Genomic DNA, 21,800 nt, shown 5'->3' with positions numbered 1-21,800 from the left:
TGCTTATATCACCGATTTGATGATGAGCACCAAGCCGGAAAGCGCGAGAAACGCCGAAAATATCAACCGATATTTCTCGCGATCGATCCGCGCATACAGCACTTCGTCGGTCAAACCAAATACCAACACCCCTATCACCAAATAGATCAGATTTTCGTTAGCCGATATATCGATTTGCCCGCTGCTGAACAGCCAGAGGGTCAGCAATTGCACCAAGGCGAAGGTGCCATAGCTGGCCGCAACCGTCGCACGGGCAATATTCTTGCTATAGTTTTTATGATGGACCAACGCGGTCAACAGTGATCCCCCCAGATTGCTGAGGCCATGAATCACGCCCATCGCCACAAAATACGGCTTTTCGTATTCCATCACGCTGTTTATCATGCGGGCGATTTTTTCCGAGAATTCCTTCAACGCAATCAGCAACAAAAACACCCCGATAACGATGCCGATGTTAATCCGGGCATGCGTCACCAGAAACAGGAAAATGGCTATCGGAGGCAATGTCAACAGCAACACGTTGCGGTAAAACGAAAAATCGATGTGCGCCCGATGTTTGGCGATTTGCATTAAATTGATACTCAGTGAAATCGGCAGCAAGACGGCCAGCACATCGACAAACTCATAGCCAAACAGCAGCAAAATAGGTGTGCCAAACAACAGCACGCCCGCTCCGAACAAGGTCTGTAGGATGGCCGTAGCCGCAACGGTGATCAAAATTTCGGGGGCCATCAGATTCTCCAAGGTGCCTCGTTTTTATACAATTAAGTTTCACAGTTTATGTCCACGCCCTTGATTTGCCAAACTGTCTATGCTTGAGAGCAGAGTTATTGGCCGCCATAATCGAGATTATTTCCGGCCAATACGGGTGATGCTGCCCGGAGTTTATTTGGAAGACAGCTTTAAAAAGGAAATGGGTACCGAAGTATTGAAATTGACGTATTGAACCTGGAACAAACCGAGAGCCAACCGTTGGCGTAAAAGCTCGGGATATGGGGTTCATCTCTGCTGTTGGCCAAGGCGCAAGACCGGATTATCGCCGATGGCTTTTGCCTAGGTCCGCCAGCAATCGGAACAATTTCGCAAACACCTAGGGCCGACCATTCGGCAACAGCTTGTGAGAAATAGGTGTAATAATCGATAGCGGGTATTACAGCGTTTGAGAGCTTCGATAAAGCGCAATACGCTGAAGCTATTGCAGCCTATAGCGCTGGCGACAGGTTTACCGAGTCGTGTTTATTTGGATCGCCGCCTATGTTATCGGCAGCTTGGGCCAGGGTTACGACCGTATCCGCAGCTTCAACAAGTTGCGGTTCCGCGCCGGATCTCTGCAATCCTGTTTACAGCCAGCGGCGTTTATTTGGCGGTATCGAGTTCTCAACTATCAGCTGCGGCGAAAATCCGAAAGGGCTGGCGCCGTTCTCGATCATATCTTCCAATCAATTAACGGCATTGGCTCGCGCACGCCGGGATCATACCGTCTGTCGATTCAACGACGGTGAGTAAGCAAACGGCTTAGCAGAAAACCGGCGGTAGCCGCGATACCCAAAGCGGTGATGGGATTATCACGCACAACATGGCGTACGTTCCTCATCAATTTTCGCTCGGCATCCAGTATGTCTTCACTTTTTTCTCCCAATACTTCCGCTGTCTGGTTCGCCGCATGGGCAATCTTATCGAAGGTATCGTGAGCGTAGTGCGATGCTTTATCCAGGGTTTCCATAGTCATGTTCTCTGTTATATCCGGAAGGCTTTCCGGTTTAAGTTGACTATACCTGCGTCTGTTAAAGCCGGTCTGTACGACTACGAACATATCCTGGGTGTAAGTCAAAACAGTGCAATGTTTTCCAGCGCATTGTTGTGATGATCAGCTAGGTATAGGATGGCCGTCTATCGACAGTTAAGGAGGCGTGCATGGTCCGCGATATATACGAAGCCGTTAATGAATTAGAAAAGCCGGGGGTAAACGAAGTGGCTGCCTTGGTGAACGATTTTCCCGTGGTTTGTGTGGGCGGTTCGGCGGGCGGGCTCGACGCTTACATTAGGTTATTGCAAAATTTACCGGCTAACCTGGGTGTGGCTATAGTCATTGTTAATCACATCACCAAGATGCCGACCATGCTGCATGAAGTGCTGCCGAGCTACAGCGCCATGCCGGTTGAGCTCATCACGGAAAGTTTGCTGATTAAACCGAACCACGTGTTTATCATTCCAGCCAATCGGGACTTACACGTCACCGATGGCCAGTTTCACTTAAAGCCAATATCGAAGCCTCGTGGCTGGCCCGATGTCATCACGGTTTTCCTCCGCTCGTTGACCAAACACTGGGACGGTAAGTTGGTTGCCGTGATTGTCTCCGGCTATGATGGCGACGGTGCCGATGCGCTTTACGACATCAAGGAAGCCGGCGGCATCACCATTGCCCAAAAGCTCGATACCGCCATTCAGCCGGACATGCCGGAGACGGCAATTGCGAGTGGTTGCATCGATTTTGTGCTTTCGCCGGAAAATATCGCTGAAAAACTTGTGAGCATTGCCAGGCATGAGCTGTTGTAACAGTCGCTTACACCATTGCCAGCCGGGGTGTATTGACTATTGTTGGAAGTTTGGTGGAGCTTTAACGATGCCACCTTTAACACTCAGAATACCAAACAAAACGGGACTCAGACTCAATGGGCAAATGCGTAGCCAGACTTTTTTTGTTTGGCTTCGTACATAGCTTTGTCGGCACTCTTGATCAGGTCGGGACCGGTAGTGCCGTCTTTCGGATATATTGAGATGCCAATGCTCAGCTTGATAATGAGTTCGCCTATGCTGAACTGACAGGGCTCTTGAATGGAATTCAAGATTTTTTCCGCGAGGGGAATGGTGTCTCGATCACCTGCGATGCCCATCATTAGGTATACAAACTCGTCGCCGCCCTGACGGCTGACGGTGTCGCCTTCGCGAGTAGCCTGTTTCAAACGTTCGGCCACGATTTTCAGTACGGCATCGCCGACATCGTGTCCGTGTGTGTCATTGATCTTCTTGAAACCATCAAGGTCCATGAACATCACAGCCAAAGTCACGCCCTGACGTTCAACTTGGGCGATTTCGTGTTTCAGCCGATCGTCGAACAGTGCGCGATTAGGCAAACCAGTCAAAGGATCGTGAACGGCGGCATGATCGGCCACTGCTTTTTCATGCGTGACAGTGACCAGTTGCTGCTCCAGCCTCTGGCGCAAGTCGGCCTCTATCTCCAGTGCGTGGTTCACGGCTGACAAATGGTCGTCCACTGCCTGTACCTCGCACTCGATCGACTCATTCTTTTCAAGAGCTTCTTCAAGGCCTGACGGTTGATTTTGACCCGCGAGTTCGTCTTTGAGCACCGTGTTAACCGACGACAATTCTTCGGCACACGCCGCCACTATATCTTTTGCCTGCCTACTTTGCTCAAGAACCTTGGCAAGTGGTTTGGCTTGCGCTGCCTCAACTGGAGATTTTGATTCTGGGTGATTTGTCATGTATTTGCGGTACCGTTGACTACTTCTCATATTTATCGTCGCGCGCCTTTTTACAAGGCTTCTAGCGCCGATTGATCCTAAATTCAGGGTATACAGTAGGGAGATTGCGGTCTATGCGCTATCCAACATAGGCCAATAAAATAGGTCTTAGTTTTTGACGGCAAACAATAACCATCAAATTCCTTTACTTTTGAGCCAATACGATTTACGGCAATTCTGGTTAGGTTGATTCCAAAGAACTAAGTTATGTTGTATATAAAATAATTTTGGTCAGGGTCGCCGAAACGATTGAAAATTAAAAACCACGCCTTCCGGCTTCCTGGATTATTTTTACCTACCGGTGTAAGTCCTGCAAAGCTGGGATTGGGCATGGCCCATGCGCTACCTTCATACTTCACCGGCCACGACCAGCGATAAACTTTACCAGGAGAAAATCATGCAAAAAACTTCACGGATCATTGCACTATTGCTGGTACCGGCCTTGACCGGTTGTGTTTCCACGAAACAACCACCGGCGGCCACCCACGACCGCCAGAACCTATTGCACGCCATCGAAGGCACTAAATTGACGAATTTGATTCGCCGACTGCACAATCTGACATTTGAGAGAAGATTGACCGAACCGGAAATGGACAGTCAACGTCGGCAGGCAAGTTCGCTAGTGTTGGAGGTCGCCGATGGCGCCGAAAACATAGTGGACTGCATAGTGGCGGTAAAACCGGAATTGAATCTGGATGCGGACAAACAGCAGATGGTTCGATCTCTAACCGACAAGCTCCGCGACGAAGCGAAAACCCTTAGGTCTCGGAACCAAATCTATCAGCTGGACGATATTCCGGCCACGTTGAAACAAATGGATGCCACCTGCACAGCCTGTCATGAACTATTCCATATCTCTACCGTTCCGGCCTCTTGATACTTGATTTTTTTGCAATCGCACGAACGAAATACTTACCCCGCGTTATCTGTCCTGTTTGGCGGCGCCCCCGCTCTTTGCGAAGGCCTGCTGATTGCCGTTGTCGAAATCAAGACGGGGCAGGAACGCTTGTATCAGGATGGAATCTTCGACCGCACCGATCTTCGGGCCTTATCGAAAAACAGCCCTTGCCGGGTAGACGCCTTGGCCTTCATGACCGGATAAAGTTCCAGACTCTGCGCATCAACAACAGCGTGGGCGACTCTGCTTCATCCTCCCACCGATGAAACCTATCAGGTATCGTTGAAACCCGGCGCATCTTGCTATAGCAGCTGTAAGCCATTACCCAAAACATAAACCAGATTCGCCAGCGCCAAGCCGATTATGGTAAAGATAGTCACTTGCATTCCCTGGACGCGGTAACCAAGATTTTCGGTCAACAAACCGCGTGCATGTATCAGACGCCCAACCAGGACCGCAATGCCACCAATGTGAATCAAGACCATGTGGCCATGATTCAGCTCCAGAAGTAACAGCAGGATAACTGAGATAGGGATGTATTCGGTGGCGTTACCCTGTGCTCGAATAGCAATTTGAAGTTCCTGTTCTCCCCCATCGCCCAGGCGAACCTTTTTTGTTCGGCGTAGATTTATCACGCGAAGCGATAACCATACGATCACTAGTGCCGACAAGGCAGCGTATACAGAACTAATCATATGACTCGAAGAATGACTTTAACGTATCACGTGTAGGGATCTGGCACGATAGCTACCTCCACGCTTGAATGCATTATTAGGCCAAATTAGGAAGCAAGAACGCTCCATTCCGGTGACCTGGAAATCCATTTGTCCTAGGGGTATGTATGCCTGCATGACACTAGCCAAAAATTCTTGCCAAGGATTTCGTCAAAAATAAGTTCCTGATATTTGAATATCTTGTAGGGGCGAATTCATTCGCCCAGGGCGATTAAAATCGCCCCTACAATCAATTCAGGGAAATTATTTCCAACCAGATCCTTAGCCGGTTAATTTTGATTAATCGCTTAACAATCACATCTGCGATTGCAGATAGTTTTGAATGCCGATTTGCTCTACCAAGCCCAGTTGAGTTTCCAGCCAATCGATATGTTCTTCCTCGCTTTCCAGGATATGTTCGAACAATTCCCTGGAGATATAGTCGCTGACGCTTTCGCAATAGGCAATGGCCTCGCGCAATAAGGGTTCGGCCAGTTTTTCCAGTTTCAGGTCGCATTCCAGCATTTCCTTGGGATTTTCACCAATCAACAATTTGCCCAAACTTTGCAGGTTTGGCAGGCCTTCCAAAAACAAAATCCGTTCGATCAGTTTATCGGCATGCTTCATTTCGTCTATCGACTCGTGATAAACCTTTTCGTTGAGTTTTTGATAACCCCAGTTTTTATACATGCGCGCATGCAAAAAGTATTGATTGATGGCGGTCAGCTCGTTTTCCAGGGCTTTGTTTAAATATTCGATGACTTTTTTATCGCCTTGCATAGGAATCTCCTGATGATTGAATGTGGAAAATATAAGCATGTCGGCAGAAAGCGGCATCGCGTCAAATTAACACACTCACAACCGCCTAACCAGCGCAAGCCGCAAACAAAGTGTTTCGCTTTCGCGGCATAACCCAAATACGGCTAAATGCCGTTAAAACCCGTCCATCAAGCACCATATCAGCGCATAACGTGCATTTTTGGTGCATTCATTGATCTATTCGGCACGCCACTGAACGGAAGGCCTGAACGCGGCCATTGGTATAAATCCTGCTTAGACGAATCAAACGCGAAATTTTTAGCGGTAAGCACTCGATTTGCCCCATTTGGAAAGTTGTTTTCGGACTGGGCTGCGTAGTTGGGGTTTCAGCCGCGACGAGATAAGCCTTGGTCGCGGCTAAAGCCCCTCCAGCGATACTCGATCAGCAAAAATGGCATTGGGATTTAAGGAGAAGAAATATCCAAACAATTTCAGAAAATTATTTTGAACGAAAGCCTTAGACGCTTCATGCCATCCATCCCGCTCATTTAACTTGTTAACGATAGACAGCCCATGATTACACTCCTGGAATCTCATGAATCCAAACTTTTGACGGCCATGCCGGATGTCAAAAGCTTCGAAAGCCGATTGGCGCAATTGAACGGTTGGTGGGGCAAGATCACCCTGATCGGCAAAATCAACAGCCACAATGTCGCCCCCACCATTTTGGACGACATGAATCGCACCCAAAGCAAATTTGGGGAATTGCAGCGCAAACTGACTCAAAACCTGCTGTTCGAAAATTTACAGAAGCTGGTTCTGGATAATTCATCCAAGGCGCAAGTGGCTATCGACTTGCTGATCCGCAATTTATTCGAACGCACCGCCGACGTCGGTTTCCTGGCGACCGATGACGACATTCGGGTTTTTCTGAGCGAACCGAGTCCCAGCCTGCAACAGATTGAGTTCATCGAAAACCGCCTGCGGGAATACGTCAAAAAATACAGCGTATACGATGAAATCATGCTGTTCGACACCCAGGGCCAACTCCGCGCCCATTTGGATCAATCCAACCCGGTCAAATTTTCCAACGATCCGTTGCTGGCGGAGACGCTGGCAAGCGACCGCGACTACCTAGAGAGCTTCGGATATTCGGAGCTACAACCCAACCGGCGCCACGCGCTGATTTATTCCAGCAAAATCAGCGAAACCGATCGAAAGGGCTCAAAAGCCTTGGGCGTGTTATGCCTATGCTTTCGATTCGACGACGAGATGCAGGGCATTTTCGCTAATTTGCTCGATCGCGGCGATGCCGGCATCATCAGTATATTGGGCGCCGACGGCAAGGTCATAGCCAGCAGCGACGAACAATCCCTGCCGCTGCAAACCAAACTTAGTCCCGCGGACGCCGTCCGTATCGTCCCGCACCAACGGCGGGAATTTATCACCAATACCCGCCGTACAGCGGGTTATCAAGGTTTCTACGGCCTGGGCTGGCGGGGACAAATGATGACACCGCTGGATAAGGCCTTCTGCCCCGATCCGACGGCAACCTCCCGTAGCGATTACGCGGACATCATCGATCAGGCCAGTTCCTTTCCGCAACAGTTGCGCGACATTCGCAAAGCCTCGGCCGACATCAACGCCGACCTGGGTTTGCTGGTACTGAACGGCCAGATTGCCTCGGCCCGCAAGAATGCCGCCGAATTCATGCCGGTTCTGGAAGCCATCAAACAAATCGGCTCGGACATCGCCAGCATTTTTACCGCGTCGGTCAACAGTCTGCAGGAAGTGACGGTGATGTCGTCGCATCTGAATAATGCCGGCTTTCTAGCTGCCCTGGCGGTCGACATCATGGATCGCAATTTGTACGAAAGAGCCAACGATTGCCGCTGGTGGGCGCTGACCTCGGCATTCAGGCGCAATCTGGCCCATGGGGACATCTCGCTTGGCGATAAACACCAGATCAGCGAGATCTTGCAATATATCAATGCGTTGTATACGGTGTATACCAATCTCTATGTCTACGATTTGAACGGGGAAATTCTGGCTGTTTCAAATAACAAACTGGCCAATTTGATCGGCACTCGGGTCGATCACTCGACCGGCGCCCAGGCCGCGTTGCAAAACAGCGACAGCCAGAGTTACAGCGTGTCGCCGTTTGTTCGCACTCATCTGTATCAACAACGCCATACCTACATTTACAACGCGGCGATAACCGATTTGGCCGACTCGAACAAAGTGCTGGGTGGGATTGGCCTGGTATTTGATAGCGAACCGCAATTTGAAGCGATGTTGCTGGAAATTCTGCCGCGAGACGAGGAAGAACAAATTTTGCCGGACTGTTTTGCCGTGTTCGCCGACAGAAAAAAAGCCATCATCGCCGTGGCCAATCGGCCTGATCTACACGCGGGAGAAACCCTGGATTTGGACGACAGTTTTTTTGCGCTAAAAACCGGCCAACGCAGTTCGGATATTATCCAATTCCGCGATAAAAGTTACGTACTCGGGATGGCGGCATCCAAGGGTTATCGGGAATATAAAACCGCCGACGGCTACCGGAATGACGTCATGGCTCTATTGTTCATACCTTTTTAAGGCGTGGTTTAAGGCGTGGCGCGCGGATTATGGCTAACCGCGCCCAAGACTTAACCGAAAGTCGCACCGTTCCAGCCCCAAAATTCGGCCGGACAATTGCTGAACTCGATATATATCCGATCGGCCGCCACCGACAGTTGCGAGGTCAATACCCGAGAAATGGCGGCCGACAGGGTTTTGGCCTGCACCGGCGACAAACCGATACTTTTGCATTCGACATAGGCCAGCGGCTGATCATTGCCGCCAAATAGCATGGTTTTACCGCCGGTGACTTCAACCATCACATAACGCTCCGGCTTGCCGGTTTCCTTGGCCAATAGCTGGGAAAAATCGGCCAGCAATTTCGGCGTTTGTTGCGAGCTGATCTCGACATTGGTACTCAACTTTAAATATGGCATCGGTATTCCTCACATATTGACAAATTGTTGGTATCTTAAGGGCTCTTATAATAATAACCCACAGCGGAGCAAGCCATGAAATACCTCTACTTAACCACCACCGCGGTTTTACTGAGCTTACAAATCGATGCCGCTCACGCCTACGGTAGCGGCTCGAGCTCCAGCAGCTGCGTCAAACCAACTTTCTCCGAATTTCAGCCGGCGACCAATAAATATCTGCAAAGCTTTCGCGAATTTTCTTTTGTAGCCTCGTCCAATACCGTTCCCACATCGGTTGAAGTCAACATCAGTACCGGCCAGACCAAGGAACACTTCAGCGCGAAACAACTCGAAATTACCCCGCAGAAAAGCGGCCGACTGGAAGTAACCGGCAAATTGGACCGGCCCTTTCAACACGGCTTCGTCCGTATCAGCGTCACCGCGCATAGCAAACCCGGCTGTGAAAAAACCGACGGTTACTTGATCAGAGTGCAATAAATGACGGCTTGCTTCCGATTAGATTGGCGCCAGAAAACTAAAAATCGGCCGCCGGTACCGGAGTTTCCAGCCTCCGCTGCCGGCGGCAAATAGCGGAGAAATATTGTGCCTAACGCCAATGAGCGGTTTTTTGTTCCACGTCGATCACGGCCTGGTTCAACAAACTAAGCTGTTTATCTTCCGCGAACTGCAAACCCAGCATATAAAAAATCGGCATCCAGAACGGATTGATCATCATCGCCCCCAGGATACTTTTGGCGGTACGCATCGGATTTTTCAGCGGATTGAAACCATCGGTCAATGTAGTTTTGGGATGCTCGGCAAAAATATCGGTAATCGGGCGCAACAACGATAAGTCATGGCCTTCCTGAACAGCCATCGCGGCGGATAATTTTCGCCCTATTCCCAAAAAATTCATCCTGGCCAGACAGACCGATATGACAAACGCCAACGCCATCAACGGTAAAAGCACCTTGGGCGGCGCAATCGGGGCGAAAATCGGCGCCATCAACACCAGGCTATAGCCCAGCATCAAAATATCTTCGCCCCGTTCGACTTCTCGATCGACGCCTGACACGATTGCAATAACGGGATGATCCACGGAATCCAGATAAGTTGGTTGAGACATAACAATTCCTCCGAAAAGCGATTGCGTTAAACTGATTATGTATGCCCTGACAATCAAAAATGTCAAATTATTTTTTAGCCGGCGAAAATTCACCGATAATCCAGCCATGACCATCTTAGCCGGAGCGGCGCCATGCATATCGAAAGACACAGAATTCACCGCATAAGCTGGTTGCGCGCGGCAGTGCTCGGCGCGAACGACGGTATCGTTTCCACGGCCAGCCTGATCTTGGGCGTGGCGACCGCGGGTGCGGCTCAACACAGTATTTTAATCGCCGGCATCGCCGGTTTGGTAGCCGGCGCCATGTCGATGGCCGCCGGCGAGTACGTTTCGGTCAGTTCGCAAGCCGATAGCGAACGCGCCGATTTAGACAGGGAGCGCAAGGAATTGGCCGCCGACCCCGAACACGAACACGCGGAAATGACGGCTATCTACGTCGAACGCGGGCTCGATCACGCATTGGCCGCGCAAGTCGCCACCCAATTGATGCAGCATGACGCACTCGGCGCGCATGGCCGGGATGAACTGGGCATTACCGATACATCGGCCGCCCGCCCCGTACTGGCGGCATTTTCATCGGCCGCTAGTTTTGCGCTCGGCGCGGGATTACCGCTGCTGATAGTGCTGCTAGCTCCGGCGCCGGCATTACTCTGGAGCGTTCCCGGCGGCTCGCTATTGTTTCTGGCATTTTTGGGCGCATTGTCCGCCCGCGCCGGAGGCGCCTCCCTGCTGGCCGCCACCGCAAGGGTAGGCTTTTGGGGCGCATCGGCCATGGCTTTAACCGCGGCTGTCGGCGCCCTATTTGGAGTCGCCGTCTAATGCTCATCGGGCGGCGGCGATAAAATCATCTACAATTCGTTCAGAGTAGGTAAATCGGCTACATGAGCAACCGCTCGGCAACAGGCATCATTAACGGCATTGTGCCATTGGTTATCCGGTATTGCTTATAGGGCAAAACATCACTGAAAAACCTGCAAGCAACGCCGTTTCCGGTTCGTTGCTTACCGTTTCGGATGAGGTTTGGTTTATATCGAAGGTCTCGGCGCACACTGATCAGATTACCGATGAAAAACATTAGCACCCTTCATATTATTGATAGCCTGGCCGAAATCACCCGCCATTATGACCCGGAAATTATTGAGGAAAGTTTATTAAAAACCCTTAATGAACTGGCTGTCGGCCAAGAATTTCACTTATATAAAGTGATTTCAACCAAACCCGTCATTACGGTTGGCTTATTGGCGTTTTCGGTTAACGGCGTAATCAAAACCACCGGTACGCATGCCAAACAGCACGTTATTTCCGAACATCTGAAAAACGGCATTAAAGCCGCCGTTTTGTCCGGAGGACTGGAACAAGTGTCGGACCCAAGCGGAAAAGTCACGCATCTGATTTATCCGGCGCTGGACCATAATAACGGCGCTTTCGCCATTTTGATTCAAGAATGCCGAGAAAGCCCCGACTTCGACATCCTGCGCACCGCGCATGGATTGCTCAAGGTTTACTCCAATTATTTAGAATTAATCGAGCATTATCAGCGAGATAAGTTAACCCAATTATTAAACAGGGAAACTCTCGACAAGGAAATAACCCGCCTATTGATTAAAAACAATGAAACCAATTGCCGCCGCCTGTTAAGACGCGAAAAAGATCCCATGGGCTTTTGGCTAGGCGTTATTGATATTGACTTCTTTAAAACCGTCAATGACCGATACGGGCATTTATTTGGCGACGAGGTTTTGATCTTGGTGGCCAGACAGATGGAAAAAGTTATTCGCGGCGACGAAGACCTTATTTATCGATACGGCGGCGAGGAATTCGTCATTCTGCTGCAAGCGTGTGGATTGAATGCCGCTAAAGCGGCATTTGACCGCTTAAGGCACAATATCGAGGGCCATGAATTACCCCAAGTCGGACATGTGACGGTTAGCATCGGCGTGGTGCAGATAACCAGCCAAGAAGGTTCGGATAATGTGATCGGTTGCGCCGATCAAGCCCTGTATTATGCCAAGGAACATGGCAGAAACCAGGTCTGTATTTATGAATCGCTAATCGAGCAAGGTTTAATCGAAAAAACCACGAATGGCCGGGAAAAAGGCGGCGTGGAGTTTTTTTAGTTCCAACAGCCAAGCCGCCCGGAAACCGCGGCTTAGATTTATGTTGTCATTAACTTATTTCCGCCAACCGCAGTAATTCCTCCACTTGCCTCCGTATCCGTTCCACAACCACGCCATCCAACCGCTCCAGCCAGCGCGGCGGAATTTGTTCGACGCCGTATCTTGCACCCGCCAGCATTCCCGCCAGCGCGCCGGTAGTGTCGGCATCGCCGCCTTGATTGACGGTGGCTATCAGGCAAGATTCGAAACTGTCGCTATTGAAAAAATAATGCAGCACCGTCTGTACGGTGTCGACGATATAGCCCGAGGCTTTTTCCGGATACGGCTTGTAAGCGAATTCGGCGTGCACCGCGATTAAACGCTCGGCTTCCAGTAGGCAGGCATCCGGGCCTTGCCCGTTAATTAACAGACTAACCATTCGCCCCAGCGCCAAGGTCGCGGCATCCGATAGCGGGTGGTGATGCGTGATGTGGCTTTGCTGAAGACTCCAGAGTTCAAATAGATCCGGCCGGTTCAAAGTCGCCAGCACCACCGGCAAGTTACGCATGCAGGCGCCGTTGCCGGCCTCATCCTCGCTCGGTGAACCGCACAACAAACCGCTATCGCGATAGCGCAGAATTCCGCGCCGGCAGGTATTGCCGACATCCGGCGGCTCGCTGTCCAGCCAGGCCAGAAAATTATCGGCCACCGCCCGGAGATTCCAACCCTGATGATCGATGATGGCTTGCCCCAGCGCCAGCGACATCTGGGTGTCGTCGGTAACCTGCCCGGCATCCAGCGCCAACCATCCGCCACCCACCATATCCCGATGTTCGCCGTAGCGTTTTTGGATTTGTTTCGCTGACATAAACTCGACCGTCGCTCCCAGCGCGTCGCCGCAAGCAAAGCCCAGATACGCGCCCAATGCCCTATTGGAAACCGATTCTCTCGACATTACCGTTGCACCTTGACCCGATAATCGCCGCCGATTACCAAATACTCCGACTCGCCATGCAAGGCATGATGCGGCAACAAATCGTTAAAAAATATCAGCTTAACCATGGGCACTTCCACTTCCAGAATATAGGAGCCGAACTCGCTGGCGATGCAGCGGTCATCGGTAAACGAAACTATGCTGTTGAATCGGACGATTTTATGGGTTTTATCCTGCTCCTTTACCACCCAATCATCCAGGGAATTGACGCCCCGATACAGGGTTTTATGGGTTGCCGCCGGAATTCGGAAGCGTTCGATGACCCACTGGCAATATTCGTACAGCAGATCCAATTGCATATAGATGCAATTATTGTGATAACGGCTGTTCATCTTTTCTTCGATATAAATAACCCAGTCCCGGCTCAGGAAACTGGTGATCTGTTGTTTATGATAATTGGGAAACAGGCCGAAGCGGCTTTCCACCCAGCCCTTCAAAACCGCGCCCTGGGCGTTATTCGAATCCAGCCCCCAATCTTGAATCAATTTCAGATAGCTGTTGCGATAGCGGCGCCTGCCTTGGGGGTCGTCGCGCAGCCTTTGCTCGGTTTCGAAACCGAACACCACGCACATATAGTCCTGAAATATCCGGCCGCAAGCTTCGACCGTGGTCTGTTCGGCCAATTGATCGAACAGGCCTGGCGCCGCTTCGCGGGTACCGGCTATATGCAACGGCTTGGGATTTTCATTAAAAATATGGTGAACAATGCACGGCGTCGCCACACCGATTAAGTTGCTGCTGTGGCCGTATTCTGAAATATCGGGCATATTTGAATCGAATAAAACTTAAGGCAATTTTGAATGGCTCAATCTTCACATCAATTGCTTAATTTAGCCAGATCATTCCGACAAATGAGAGTTGGCTAGGCCGCATGGCCGGACCACATGTTTCAATCGATATCCGATCAATTCGGCGGAGCATCAAACATTAAATGGCGGTTTCGGGTTTTGCTGGTACATTAGGAATTTTTTAGTCAATGCCTTGGCAAATTACCGGAACATCAACAGTATGGCTAGCTCAAAACACATCATCATCGTCGGCGCCGGACCTGGCGGGTTATGCGCCGGAATGTTACTGAGCCATCGTGGCTTCAAGGTATCGGTTTTCGACAAACACCCCGATGTCGGTGGCCGTAATCGGGCGATCCGGATGAACGGCTTTAGCTTCGATACCGGCCCTACCTTTTTGTTGATGAAAGGCGTGCTGGACGAAATGTTCGAATTGTGCGGACGGAGTAGCGAAGACTACCTCGAATTCATGCCGCTCAGCCCGATGTATCGTCTGGTCTATGCCGACCGCCAATTGTCGGTGTTTTCAGACCGGGAAAACATGCGGGCCGAATTGAATCGGGTGTTCGACGAAGGCACCGGCGGCTACGACCGTTTCATGGACAACGAGCGCAACCGCTTCAATCGGCTCTATCCCTGCATCACCCGCGACTATTCCAACCTGGCCTCATTTTTATCATTGGACCTGATCAAAGCCCTGCCCTGGCTGGCCTTCCCGAAAAGCGTGTTCAACAATCTGGGCCAATATTTCGATCAAGAAAAAATGCGGCTGGCGTTTTGCTTTCAATCCAAATATTTGGGCATGTCGCCCTGGGACTGCCCTGCCCTGTTTACCATGCTGCCCTATCTGGAACACGATTACGGTATTTATCATGTCGCCGGCGGCCTGAACCGCATCGCGGCGGCGATGGCGAAAGTGATTGAAGAATCCGGCGGCGAAATTCACCTGAATGCCGAAATCGAATCCTTGATCGTCGAAAACGGCAGCGTCAAAGGCGTGAAACTGCAAAACGGCGAACACGTACGCGGTGACGAAGTGATCATCAATGCCGATTTTGCCCACGCGATGACCCACTTGGTCGAACCCGGCACCTTACAAAAATACGACCGGCAAAAGCTGGAGAAGCGCGAATATTCCTGCTCCACCTTTATGCTCTATCTGGGCTTGGACACGGTCTACGACTTGCCGCACCACACCATCGTCTTCGCCAAGGATTACACCACCAATATCCGCAACATCTTCCGCAACAAGACATTGACCCAGGATTTTTCGTTTTACGTGCAGAATGCGACGGCAAGCGACGCCAGCCTGGCGCCCGCCGGCAAATCGGCGCTATATGTGCTGGTACCGATGCCCAACAACGACAGCGGCATCGACTGGCAAACGCATTGCCAGGAGGTCCGAGAACAAGTTTTGGATACACTGGGCACCCGCCTGGGCTTGACCGATATTCGCCAGCATATCGAATGCGAGAAAATCATTACGCCCGGCAGTTGGGAAAGCGACGAACATGTTTACAAGGGCGCCACTTTCAGCCTGTCGCATAAATTCAGCCAAATGCTGTATTGGCGACCGCATAACCGCTTCGAAGAGTTGGACAATTGCTACCTAGTCGGCGGCGGCACCCATCCCGGCAGTGGCTTGCCGACCATCTACGAATCGGCGCGAATTTCATCCAATCTGATTTCCAAAAAACACCGGGTGCCGTTTAAACAGATCAATCCGACTGCCTGGCTGAAAAAAGCCAAGGCTTGAGCGTGAATATGCTGCGGGCCATTTCGCCTATCGACGGCCGGCTGCTGGGCGAATTTGTGGTGAGTACCAGCGACACGATTCATCGGCAGATGCTGGCCGCCCGAACCGCCGCCGACAATTGGGCGCGTGTCCCGACCGAATCCCGGGTAAAAATCCTTGCTAAATTGCTGCCGCTGCTGCTGTCGGAATTGGACAACCTTTGCGACATCATCGTCCAAACCACCGGCAAGGTGCGGACCGAAGCCTTGCTGGGCGAGATTTACCCAATCTTGGATTTGGCAACATATTACGAGAAACACGCAACCTCGATTTTGCGAACGCAAGACATAGCCACTTCGCCATTCGCCTTTCCCGGTGCCACCGCCAAAATTGAGCGAAGACCCTACGGCGTCGTGGCAGTGATTTCCCCGTGGAATTACCCGTTTCAATTATCACTGGCGCCACTGCTGACGGCTTTATATGCCGGCAATGCCGTGATTTTGAAACCATCCGAATTAAGCTTGCCGATCGGCCAATTGATCGTCGATTTATGCCGGCGTCTGGAGCTGCCGCCCAATCTGGTGCAATGGCTAGTGGGCGATGGCAGCGTCGGCCAGAAACTGATAGACGCCGGCCCGGATCTGGTATTTTTCACCGGCGGCTTGAATAGTGGCCGCGCCGTGATGCAACGCGCCGCGCAACATCCTATCCCGGTAATGCTGGAACTAGGCGGCAAGGATCCGATGTTGGTGTTTGCCGACGCCCAACTAACCCGCGCCCGCGATGCGGCTTTATATGGCGCTTTCAGTAACAGCGGCCAGGCCTGCGTCTCAATCGAACGCCTGTATGTACAAAATGACTGCTTCGACCAGTTTTTACCCATGCTGCTGGATGGCTTAAAACAATTACAAGTCGGCCATGGTTCGCGGGGCGATTTGGGGGCAATGACGAGCCAAAAGCAGTTCGACATCGTGCAAGCGCATTACGACGACGCCATCGCCCAAGGCGCGCAAGCTTCCGGCCCGTTGCAACGCAATGGCAATTATGTAAACCCACTGGTGTTATGGAATGTTCATCACGGCATGCGAGTGATGCGCGAAGAAACCTTCGGCCCCTTACTGCCGCTGATGAGATTTAGCGATGAAACCGAAGCGGTAAGCCTAGCGAACAACAGCGAATTGGGCTTGAACGCCAGCATCTGGAGCAGCGACATAGCCAAGGCCGAACGCATCGCCGCGCAATTGCAGACCGGTAACTGGGTGATTAACGATGTGCTAAAAAACATTGGTCACGCAGGACTGCCATTCGGCGGTGTCAAAAAAAGCGGTTTCGGCCGTTATCACGGCGCCGAGGGCTTGCGTAACTTTACTTATCCGGTATCCGGTTTAACCAGCCGCAGTAGTCTGGCGAAGGAACCGAATTGGTTCCCTTATTCGGATACTAGCTATAAACAGTTCAAGGGTTTCATCGATTTTGTCTACGGCGGCGGCTCGCTGTTTCAGCGTATCAAACGCAACTGGCCGGCACTGGAAGCCTTCAAGGAATATTCGGCTTTCGATCTAACTCAACGCTGGCAAAACTTAAAAATATTGTTGTCATGGAAACGGGATTACTGATGAAGCAAAATAATAACAACCAAACAGTCGTCGTGATCGGCGCGGGTCTGGGCGGACTGTCGGCCGCCATTTCGCTGGCTGCCGAAGGCTTTCAGGTCGAACTGCTGGAAAAAAACGACAAGGTCGGCGGCAAGCTCAACATCCTGACCCAGGACGGCTTTACCTTCGATCTGGGGCCGTCGATCCTGACCATGCCGCATGTCTTTGAGACCTTGTTTACTCGGGTCGGCAAAAACATGGCCGATTATGTCGGCATCGAAAAAGTCGAGCCGCATTGGCGCAACTTCTTCGAGGACGGCACGGTGATCGACCTGTGCGAGAACGCCGATAAGCAACGCCGGGAACTGGACAAACTGGGAGCCAATGCCGCAGCTGAATTTGAACGCTTCATGGCGTATTCGCGAAAACTCGGCAGCGAAACCGAAGCCGGCTATTTCGCCAAGGGCCTGGATACCTTTTGGGAATTAATCAAATTTTACGGCCCGCTGCGCAGCCTGAATTTTGATGTATTCCGTTCGATGGACCAAGGCGTACGCCGCTTTATTTCCGATCCCAAGCTGGTCGACATCCTGAATTACTTCATCAAATACGTCGGCTCCTCGCCTTACGACGCGCCGGCGCTGATGAATCTGTTACCGTATATTCAATACCAATATGGGCTATGGTACGTCAAGGGCGGCATGTACGGCATGGCGCTGGCCATGGAAAAACTGGCCTTGGAATTGGGCGTAAAAATCCGCGTGGACGCCGAAGTCGTGGAAATTCAAACCCAAGCTTCGCGCGCCAGCGCTGTTGTATTGCGGAATGGCGAGGTATTGGCGGCCGACATCGTAGTGTCGAACATGGAAGTGATTCCGGCCATGGACAAGCTGCTGCACAGTTCTGCCGCCGAACTGAAAAAAATGCAGCGTTTCGAACCGAGTTGCTCGGGCCTGGTCTTGCATTTGGGCGTGAACCGTATTTACCCGCAACTAGCGCACCACAACTTCTTTTATTCGGACCATCCGCGACAACACTTCGATGCGGTATTCAAACACCACCGCTTGTCCGACGACCCAACCATTTATCTGGTCGCCCCGTGCAAAACCGACCCGGCACAGGCACCGGCAGGTTGCGAGATCATCAAAATCCTGCCGCACATCCCACACATCGATCCCGATAAACCGCTGACGCCGGAAGATTATCTGGCTCTGCGCGAGCGGGTGTTGATCAAGCTGGAACGCATGGGGCTGAGCGATCTTAGGCAACACATCGTCACCGAGGAATACTGGACTCCGCTGGACATTCAAGCCAAGTATTACTCCAACCAGGGTTCGATTTACGGCGTGGTGGCGGACCGGTTTAAAAATCTCGGCTTCAAGGCGCCGCAACGTAGCAGCCGGTTTTCGAACTTGTATTTTGTCGGCGGCAGTGTCAATCCGGGCGGCGGCATGCCGATGGTGACGCTGTCGGGACAATTGGTCGGGGATAAAATTTTGGCGGACTTAAATGCTGTTTGATTACATTCATTTTGGTTATCACTACACCAGCACGATTTTGATGCATGCCAACGATGAGCGAAGGCAAAGGGAATATGCCAAGAGAGTTGATTGAGGATAATTCGACCAAAATCACGCCTGCAAAAAAATGCCTTTCAACTCCTCGGGCTCCAATGCGTAATTCCGCCAAATCCGTTCTACATCGTCCTGATGATGAGGGCCGAAACGGTTCGGAAATTTCTTCAGCAAGGCTACACCATTGGTCATTTCGGCGCGATGCAAGGAAGCAACCGCTTGAATCACCAACAACAAGTTATCGTCGGCGATGGAAGTATCCCGCTCCAGATAATCGTTGACCATATTGGCAAGCTCAAGCGACGGCATTTGCACCGGCAGAAACAAAATCCACTTTTCGATTTCATGATCGGAAGTGGTGCGCATCACATCTCCCAAAGTTTTATACATGGGCTTCTCGCAACGCGAATAGGCCCAAACGTAATTCAACACCCAACCTCTATCATCCTCCGTCAGATTGCCCATCTGTAATATCGGTTCCGCTTGCCGGCGTAGTTCCTCGGCGATTTCGGTCAATTGGTATTTGCCGATGAAATCGCTGGCCAAATATTTCAGGTTCTTGTGGCTTTTGGGTTCTATCCAGGTACCGAGAATATTGACGATTTCCTTGGGCCGCATATTGACCAACGTGTCGAAAAAATCCATGCTTTCGGTGAACGTGTATTCGTTGCTTTCCGGCCGCGCCGGATACATCAGCGTCGGCGTCTGGTTAATCTGGCTGGCTATCTCCTTCAATAAACGGAATACTTCAACCGGCGTCAGCACGCTATAGGCTTGCAAGGCTTGGTAGACCTGCTCCTGGCTATCGTGCAGCAGATTTTTCAGTATCTCCTCGCGAAATAAATGCGAGGTATATTCATAGGTCAAACCGATGACCACCGCAACTATCAACGCAATCGACAGATGCTCCGCCCAGTGCTGTAACACCTCCGGGAGCCTTGGCTGAAAATACTTCAGAAAAAATGCCGTTATCAGAATCATACCGAAGATTAGAAAAGGGATGGCGGCATAAGTGGTGTGATGTTTGGATCGCATGGTTTTCCCCATAGGCTTCTCGATTTGCTGGAGTAAGGTGGCCAACCTGCCTTGAGAAGGCGACCACTGGGCTATATTGAATGGATTATTTTCGAATTTATTCAGCACATTGCTTGAAAAACCTTGATGTCAAAAGGCCATTGAGTATTCCCCAGCCTAACGCTCATGAAAACTCAGATCACCCTAGTCCATGAAAGAGAGCGTCCCAGGGTCACGCTTGCTTGCTGGACACGAGCCGTGAGAGGCGTCGAGCCGCATCCTTGCCGCCGACGCCCGTCCAACAAGCAACCGCACCCTCCCGTTTTTTACTTTCACAGTAATTTTTATGACATACGATAGCTTCAAACCGAACACCTAGAATGCAAACTACGTCTTTTTTATTCCTGTTAATTTGCGCCTTCATGAATCCGAAACTGCTTCATGCCTTTCGCTTTGCGTCGACAACTGTCATTTGTAGCCGGTGTTCGACCATTACCTTGAAACAGGAACCGCTTAAACCAGTGCGCCTAAGCCCTTGTGTCCCATCGATTTGGCGCTTGCCGAAGGTGAACCCCGCGCCACACACGCTACGAGAAAGCACGCCTACAAGGCCGCCGGGCTCGTTATATCCTTCTGCCTCGCCTTTCGACTACCAGCATGGCATAACTTCCATTCCCTTGCAGAAGTGATTGAGTAATTTATGGACAGCTTAAGTCGAAATCGACTGTCTTAATCTTGTCTAGCACATTCAAACCGACCACATTAACATCAATCCAAAATAAATACACGTTATTCAATATTGATTAATTAATTTTAGTTAAAAACCACACCAAAAACAGCCAACAATATAAAGATTAGCAAACTAAATACCAACAAAAACAAACCGCGAATTAAAATTGAATTAAAATTGAATTAAAATTGAATTAAAAGTCACCTTATCTTACATGCAGGTTGATAATTGATATATAGTTTTATCCGGGAGAGGCAGGGCATTCATGCTTAAAGTTAGCTTGATCCTTATAATCTATATGCCTATCAACTGGTTAAATATGCGGCCGTTTCGCATTTTAGGATTTAATTAATAAACCATGAAATAGAAATTATCATCATATTGATTTTAAATGATTAAAATTTAAGCACGGCTACCCTGCCGGTAGAGGGAGCTTTTTGTTCAACTAACTAAGGTGGTAATTATGATTATATTCAAAAAATTTGCAGCATGCGCAGTGGCATTACTGATTTCTTATTCGCCATTGAGCAACGCCTCAACGATTAGCTTACCCGGCATCCCTGATTCCGGGAACCCCAATTTCACCAACGACGCGCAAATCAACCTATTTAACATCGGTAGTGACAATTATTTATTCGCCGCAACCAATGCCGACTCGCCCATAACCTTCAATAACGGCTCTACTAGTGTTACATCTACTGCCGCTCATCCCGCTACATTTATTTTAACGGCGCTTTTTTCGGCTGACGGCTCTTACAAAGCCAATACAGGCACTTTATCAATTTCAGGAGAAATACCTTATCCCTTTGCAAATCTACCAGGCGTATATATAAGTGGAGACTTGTTGACTGCAAAACTAGAAAACTTTGCCTTTGACGCCGACACACTAGGCTTTACCACTTTACAGTTAAGCGGCTTTGGCTCATTATTTAACCCGTTAGGTAATGAGAGTGTTTACTTTTCCGCGGCTGGACTGGCAAATTCTCTCGGCTTTGGAACCGGCTCACTGATTGCTACCACAAGCCCCATTCAAGTAAGCGCTATTACGACCGTACCCGTTCCTGGCGCTGGATGGTTGATTGGTTCCGCTTTTGGCTTATTCACGTTGCTGCGCAGAAATCGTCTAGGCACAGAGATTTCTTGCTAGAACATAAAGAAATCATTACCCGGGAGTTTGGCTCGGGATTGGCCTAGCTTTAGGGACGATTGAAAAATAACCACCGGCCTGTAGGGAAAGGAAAACCCTACAGTCCCCCACCAC

21 protein-coding genes are annotated in these 21,800 nt (G+C 50.5%); 11 read left to right on the top strand and 10 right to left on the bottom strand.

The window, feature by feature from the left end:
• Positions 1-3: 3 nt before the first annotated feature.
• Both IVG45_RS20825 and IVG45_RS20820 read right to left on the bottom strand, forming a co-directional pair.
• Positions 4-732, bottom strand: a complete 729-nt coding sequence (locus IVG45_RS20825) for a sulfite exporter TauE/SafE family protein (RefSeq protein ID WP_196435664.1) — start codon at positions 730-732, stop codon at positions 4-6.
• A gap of 757 nt (positions 733-1,489) precedes the next feature.
• Positions 1,490-1,729 carry a hypothetical protein gene (locus IVG45_RS20820; RefSeq protein WP_330165372.1) on the bottom strand — a complete coding sequence of 80 codons (240 nt, stop codon included), beginning with the start codon at positions 1,727-1,729 and terminating at the stop codon, positions 1,490-1,492.
• Between the two features lie 185 nt (positions 1,730-1,914).
• Between IVG45_RS20820 and IVG45_RS20815 the strand changes: the two genes are divergently transcribed.
• A complete protein-coding gene (locus tag IVG45_RS20815) occupies positions 1,915-2,556 on the top strand; it encodes a chemotaxis protein CheB (RefSeq protein ID WP_196435662.1) in 642 nt (213 codons plus the stop codon).
• Between the two features lie 113 nt (positions 2,557-2,669).
• On the opposite strand, the gene IVG45_RS20810 is transcribed toward IVG45_RS20815, so the two are convergent.
• The gene (locus IVG45_RS20810; protein ID WP_230874675.1) at positions 2,670-3,503 is read right to left on the bottom strand and encodes a GGDEF domain-containing protein; all 834 of its coding nucleotides are present in this window, start codon (positions 3,501-3,503) and stop codon (positions 2,670-2,672) included.
• 436 nt (positions 3,504-3,939) lie between these two features.
• Here IVG45_RS20810 and IVG45_RS20805 point away from each other — a divergent pair, with 436 nt between their 5' ends.
• Together IVG45_RS20805 and IVG45_RS20800 are read left to right on the top strand one after the other, a co-directional pair.
• Entirely contained in the window at positions 3,940-4,419 is a 480-nt protein-coding gene (locus IVG45_RS20805; RefSeq protein ID WP_196435660.1) for a hypothetical protein, read from the top strand.
• Positions 4,420-4,431: 12 nt separating this feature from the next.
• A complete protein-coding gene (locus tag IVG45_RS20800; RefSeq protein ID WP_196435659.1) occupies positions 4,432-4,644 on the top strand; it encodes an FmdE family protein in 213 nt (70 codons plus the stop codon).
• Positions 4,645-4,742: 98 nt separating this feature from the next.
• On the opposite strand, the gene IVG45_RS20795 is transcribed toward IVG45_RS20800, so the two are convergent.
• Positions 4,743-5,135 (bottom strand): MAPEG family protein, encoded by a 393-nt coding sequence (locus IVG45_RS20795; RefSeq protein WP_196435658.1) that lies wholly within the window; start codon positions 5,133-5,135, stop codon positions 4,743-4,745.
• 333 nt (positions 5,136-5,468) lie between these two features.
• Positions 5,469-5,933, bottom strand: a complete 465-nt coding sequence (gene bfr / locus IVG45_RS20790; RefSeq protein ID WP_196435657.1) for a bacterioferritin — start codon at positions 5,931-5,933, stop codon at positions 5,469-5,471.
• A gap of 552 nt (positions 5,934-6,485) precedes the next feature.
• On the opposite strand from bfr, the gene IVG45_RS20785 reads away from it, so the two are divergent.
• The gene (locus tag IVG45_RS20785; RefSeq protein WP_196435656.1) at positions 6,486-8,510 is read left to right on the top strand and encodes a cache domain-containing protein; all 2,025 of its coding nucleotides are present in this window, start codon (positions 6,486-6,488) and stop codon (positions 8,508-8,510) included.
• 50 nt (positions 8,511-8,560) lie between these two features.
• Here the strand turns inward: IVG45_RS20785 and IVG45_RS20780 are convergent, their stop codons facing one another.
• The gene (locus IVG45_RS20780; protein ID WP_196435655.1) at positions 8,561-8,908 is read right to left on the bottom strand and encodes a phenylpyruvate tautomerase MIF-related protein; all 348 of its coding nucleotides are present in this window, start codon (positions 8,906-8,908) and stop codon (positions 8,561-8,563) included.
• 75 nt (positions 8,909-8,983) lie between these two features.
• Between IVG45_RS20780 and IVG45_RS20775 the strand changes: the two genes are divergently transcribed.
• Positions 8,984-9,385 (top strand): hypothetical protein, encoded by a 402-nt coding sequence (locus IVG45_RS20775; protein WP_196435654.1) that lies wholly within the window; start codon positions 8,984-8,986, stop codon positions 9,383-9,385.
• Between the two features lie 109 nt (positions 9,386-9,494).
• Here the strand turns inward: IVG45_RS20775 and IVG45_RS20770 are convergent, their stop codons facing one another.
• The gene (locus IVG45_RS20770; RefSeq protein ID WP_196435653.1) at positions 9,495-10,013 is read right to left on the bottom strand and encodes a hypothetical protein; all 519 of its coding nucleotides are present in this window, start codon (positions 10,011-10,013) and stop codon (positions 9,495-9,497) included.
• Between the two features lie 132 nt (positions 10,014-10,145).
• On the opposite strand from IVG45_RS20770, the gene IVG45_RS20765 reads away from it, so the two are divergent.
• Positions 10,146-10,832: a VIT1/CCC1 transporter family protein gene (locus IVG45_RS20765; RefSeq protein WP_196435652.1), complete on the top strand. Its 687-nt coding sequence runs from the start codon at positions 10,146-10,148 to the stop codon at positions 10,830-10,832.
• A gap of 245 nt (positions 10,833-11,077) precedes the next feature.
• Positions 11,078-12,130 carry a GGDEF domain-containing protein gene (locus IVG45_RS20760; RefSeq protein WP_196435651.1) on the top strand — a complete coding sequence of 351 codons (1,053 nt, stop codon included), beginning with the start codon at positions 11,078-11,080 and terminating at the stop codon, positions 12,128-12,130.
• Positions 12,131-12,179: 49 nt separating this feature from the next.
• Here the strand turns inward: IVG45_RS20760 and draG are convergent, their stop codons facing one another.
• Both draG and IVG45_RS20750 read right to left on the bottom strand, forming a co-directional pair.
• Positions 12,180-13,064, bottom strand: coding sequence for an ADP-ribosyl-[dinitrogen reductase] hydrolase (gene draG, locus IVG45_RS20755; protein WP_196435650.1), 885 nt, complete (start codon positions 13,062-13,064; stop codon positions 12,180-12,182).
• Complete coding sequence (locus IVG45_RS20750) at positions 13,064-13,870, bottom strand: NAD(+)--dinitrogen-reductase ADP-D-ribosyltransferase (RefSeq protein ID WP_196435649.1); 807 nt, start codon at positions 13,868-13,870, stop codon at positions 13,064-13,066. The genes draG and IVG45_RS20750 overlap by 1 nt, the downstream gene beginning before the upstream one ends.
• Positions 13,871-14,111: 241 nt before the next feature.
• On the opposite strand from IVG45_RS20750, the gene IVG45_RS20745 reads away from it, so the two are divergent.
• Genes IVG45_RS20745 through IVG45_RS20735 form a run of 3 tightly spaced genes read left to right on the top strand, consistent with a single transcriptional unit; the run spans position 14,112 to position 18,741 of the window.
• Positions 14,112-15,647, top strand: coding sequence for a phytoene desaturase family protein (locus IVG45_RS20745; protein WP_196435648.1), 1,536 nt, complete (start codon positions 14,112-14,114; stop codon positions 15,645-15,647).
• Positions 15,648-15,655: 8 nt separating this feature from the next.
• Positions 15,656-17,242, top strand: coding sequence for an aldehyde dehydrogenase family protein (locus IVG45_RS20740; protein WP_230874863.1), 1,587 nt, complete (start codon positions 15,656-15,658; stop codon positions 17,240-17,242).
• Positions 17,242-18,741 (top strand): phytoene desaturase family protein, encoded by a 1,500-nt coding sequence (locus IVG45_RS20735; protein WP_230874674.1) that lies wholly within the window; start codon positions 17,242-17,244, stop codon positions 18,739-18,741. The genes IVG45_RS20740 and IVG45_RS20735 overlap by 1 nt, the downstream gene beginning before the upstream one ends.
• A gap of 111 nt (positions 18,742-18,852) precedes the next feature.
• On the opposite strand, the gene IVG45_RS20730 is transcribed toward IVG45_RS20735, so the two are convergent.
• A complete protein-coding gene (locus tag IVG45_RS20730) occupies positions 18,853-19,830 on the bottom strand; it encodes a hypothetical protein (RefSeq protein ID WP_196435645.1) in 978 nt (325 codons plus the stop codon).
• Positions 19,831-21,002: 1,172 nt separating this feature from the next.
• Here IVG45_RS20730 and IVG45_RS20725 point away from each other — a divergent pair.
• The gene (locus tag IVG45_RS20725; protein WP_196435644.1) at positions 21,003-21,686 is read left to right on the top strand and encodes a hypothetical protein; all 684 of its coding nucleotides are present in this window, start codon (positions 21,003-21,005) and stop codon (positions 21,684-21,686) included.
• The last annotated feature ends 114 nt before the right edge of the window (positions 21,687-21,800 follow it).

It is taken from the genome of Methylomonas sp. LL1 (assembly GCF_015711015.1).
In the GTDB taxonomy this organism is placed as follows: Bacteria; Pseudomonadota; Gammaproteobacteria; order Methylococcales; family Methylomonadaceae; genus Methylomonas.
The sequence above is the reverse complement of the archived record's forward strand: the minus strand, read 5'-3'. Positions and strand labels throughout refer to the sequence as shown.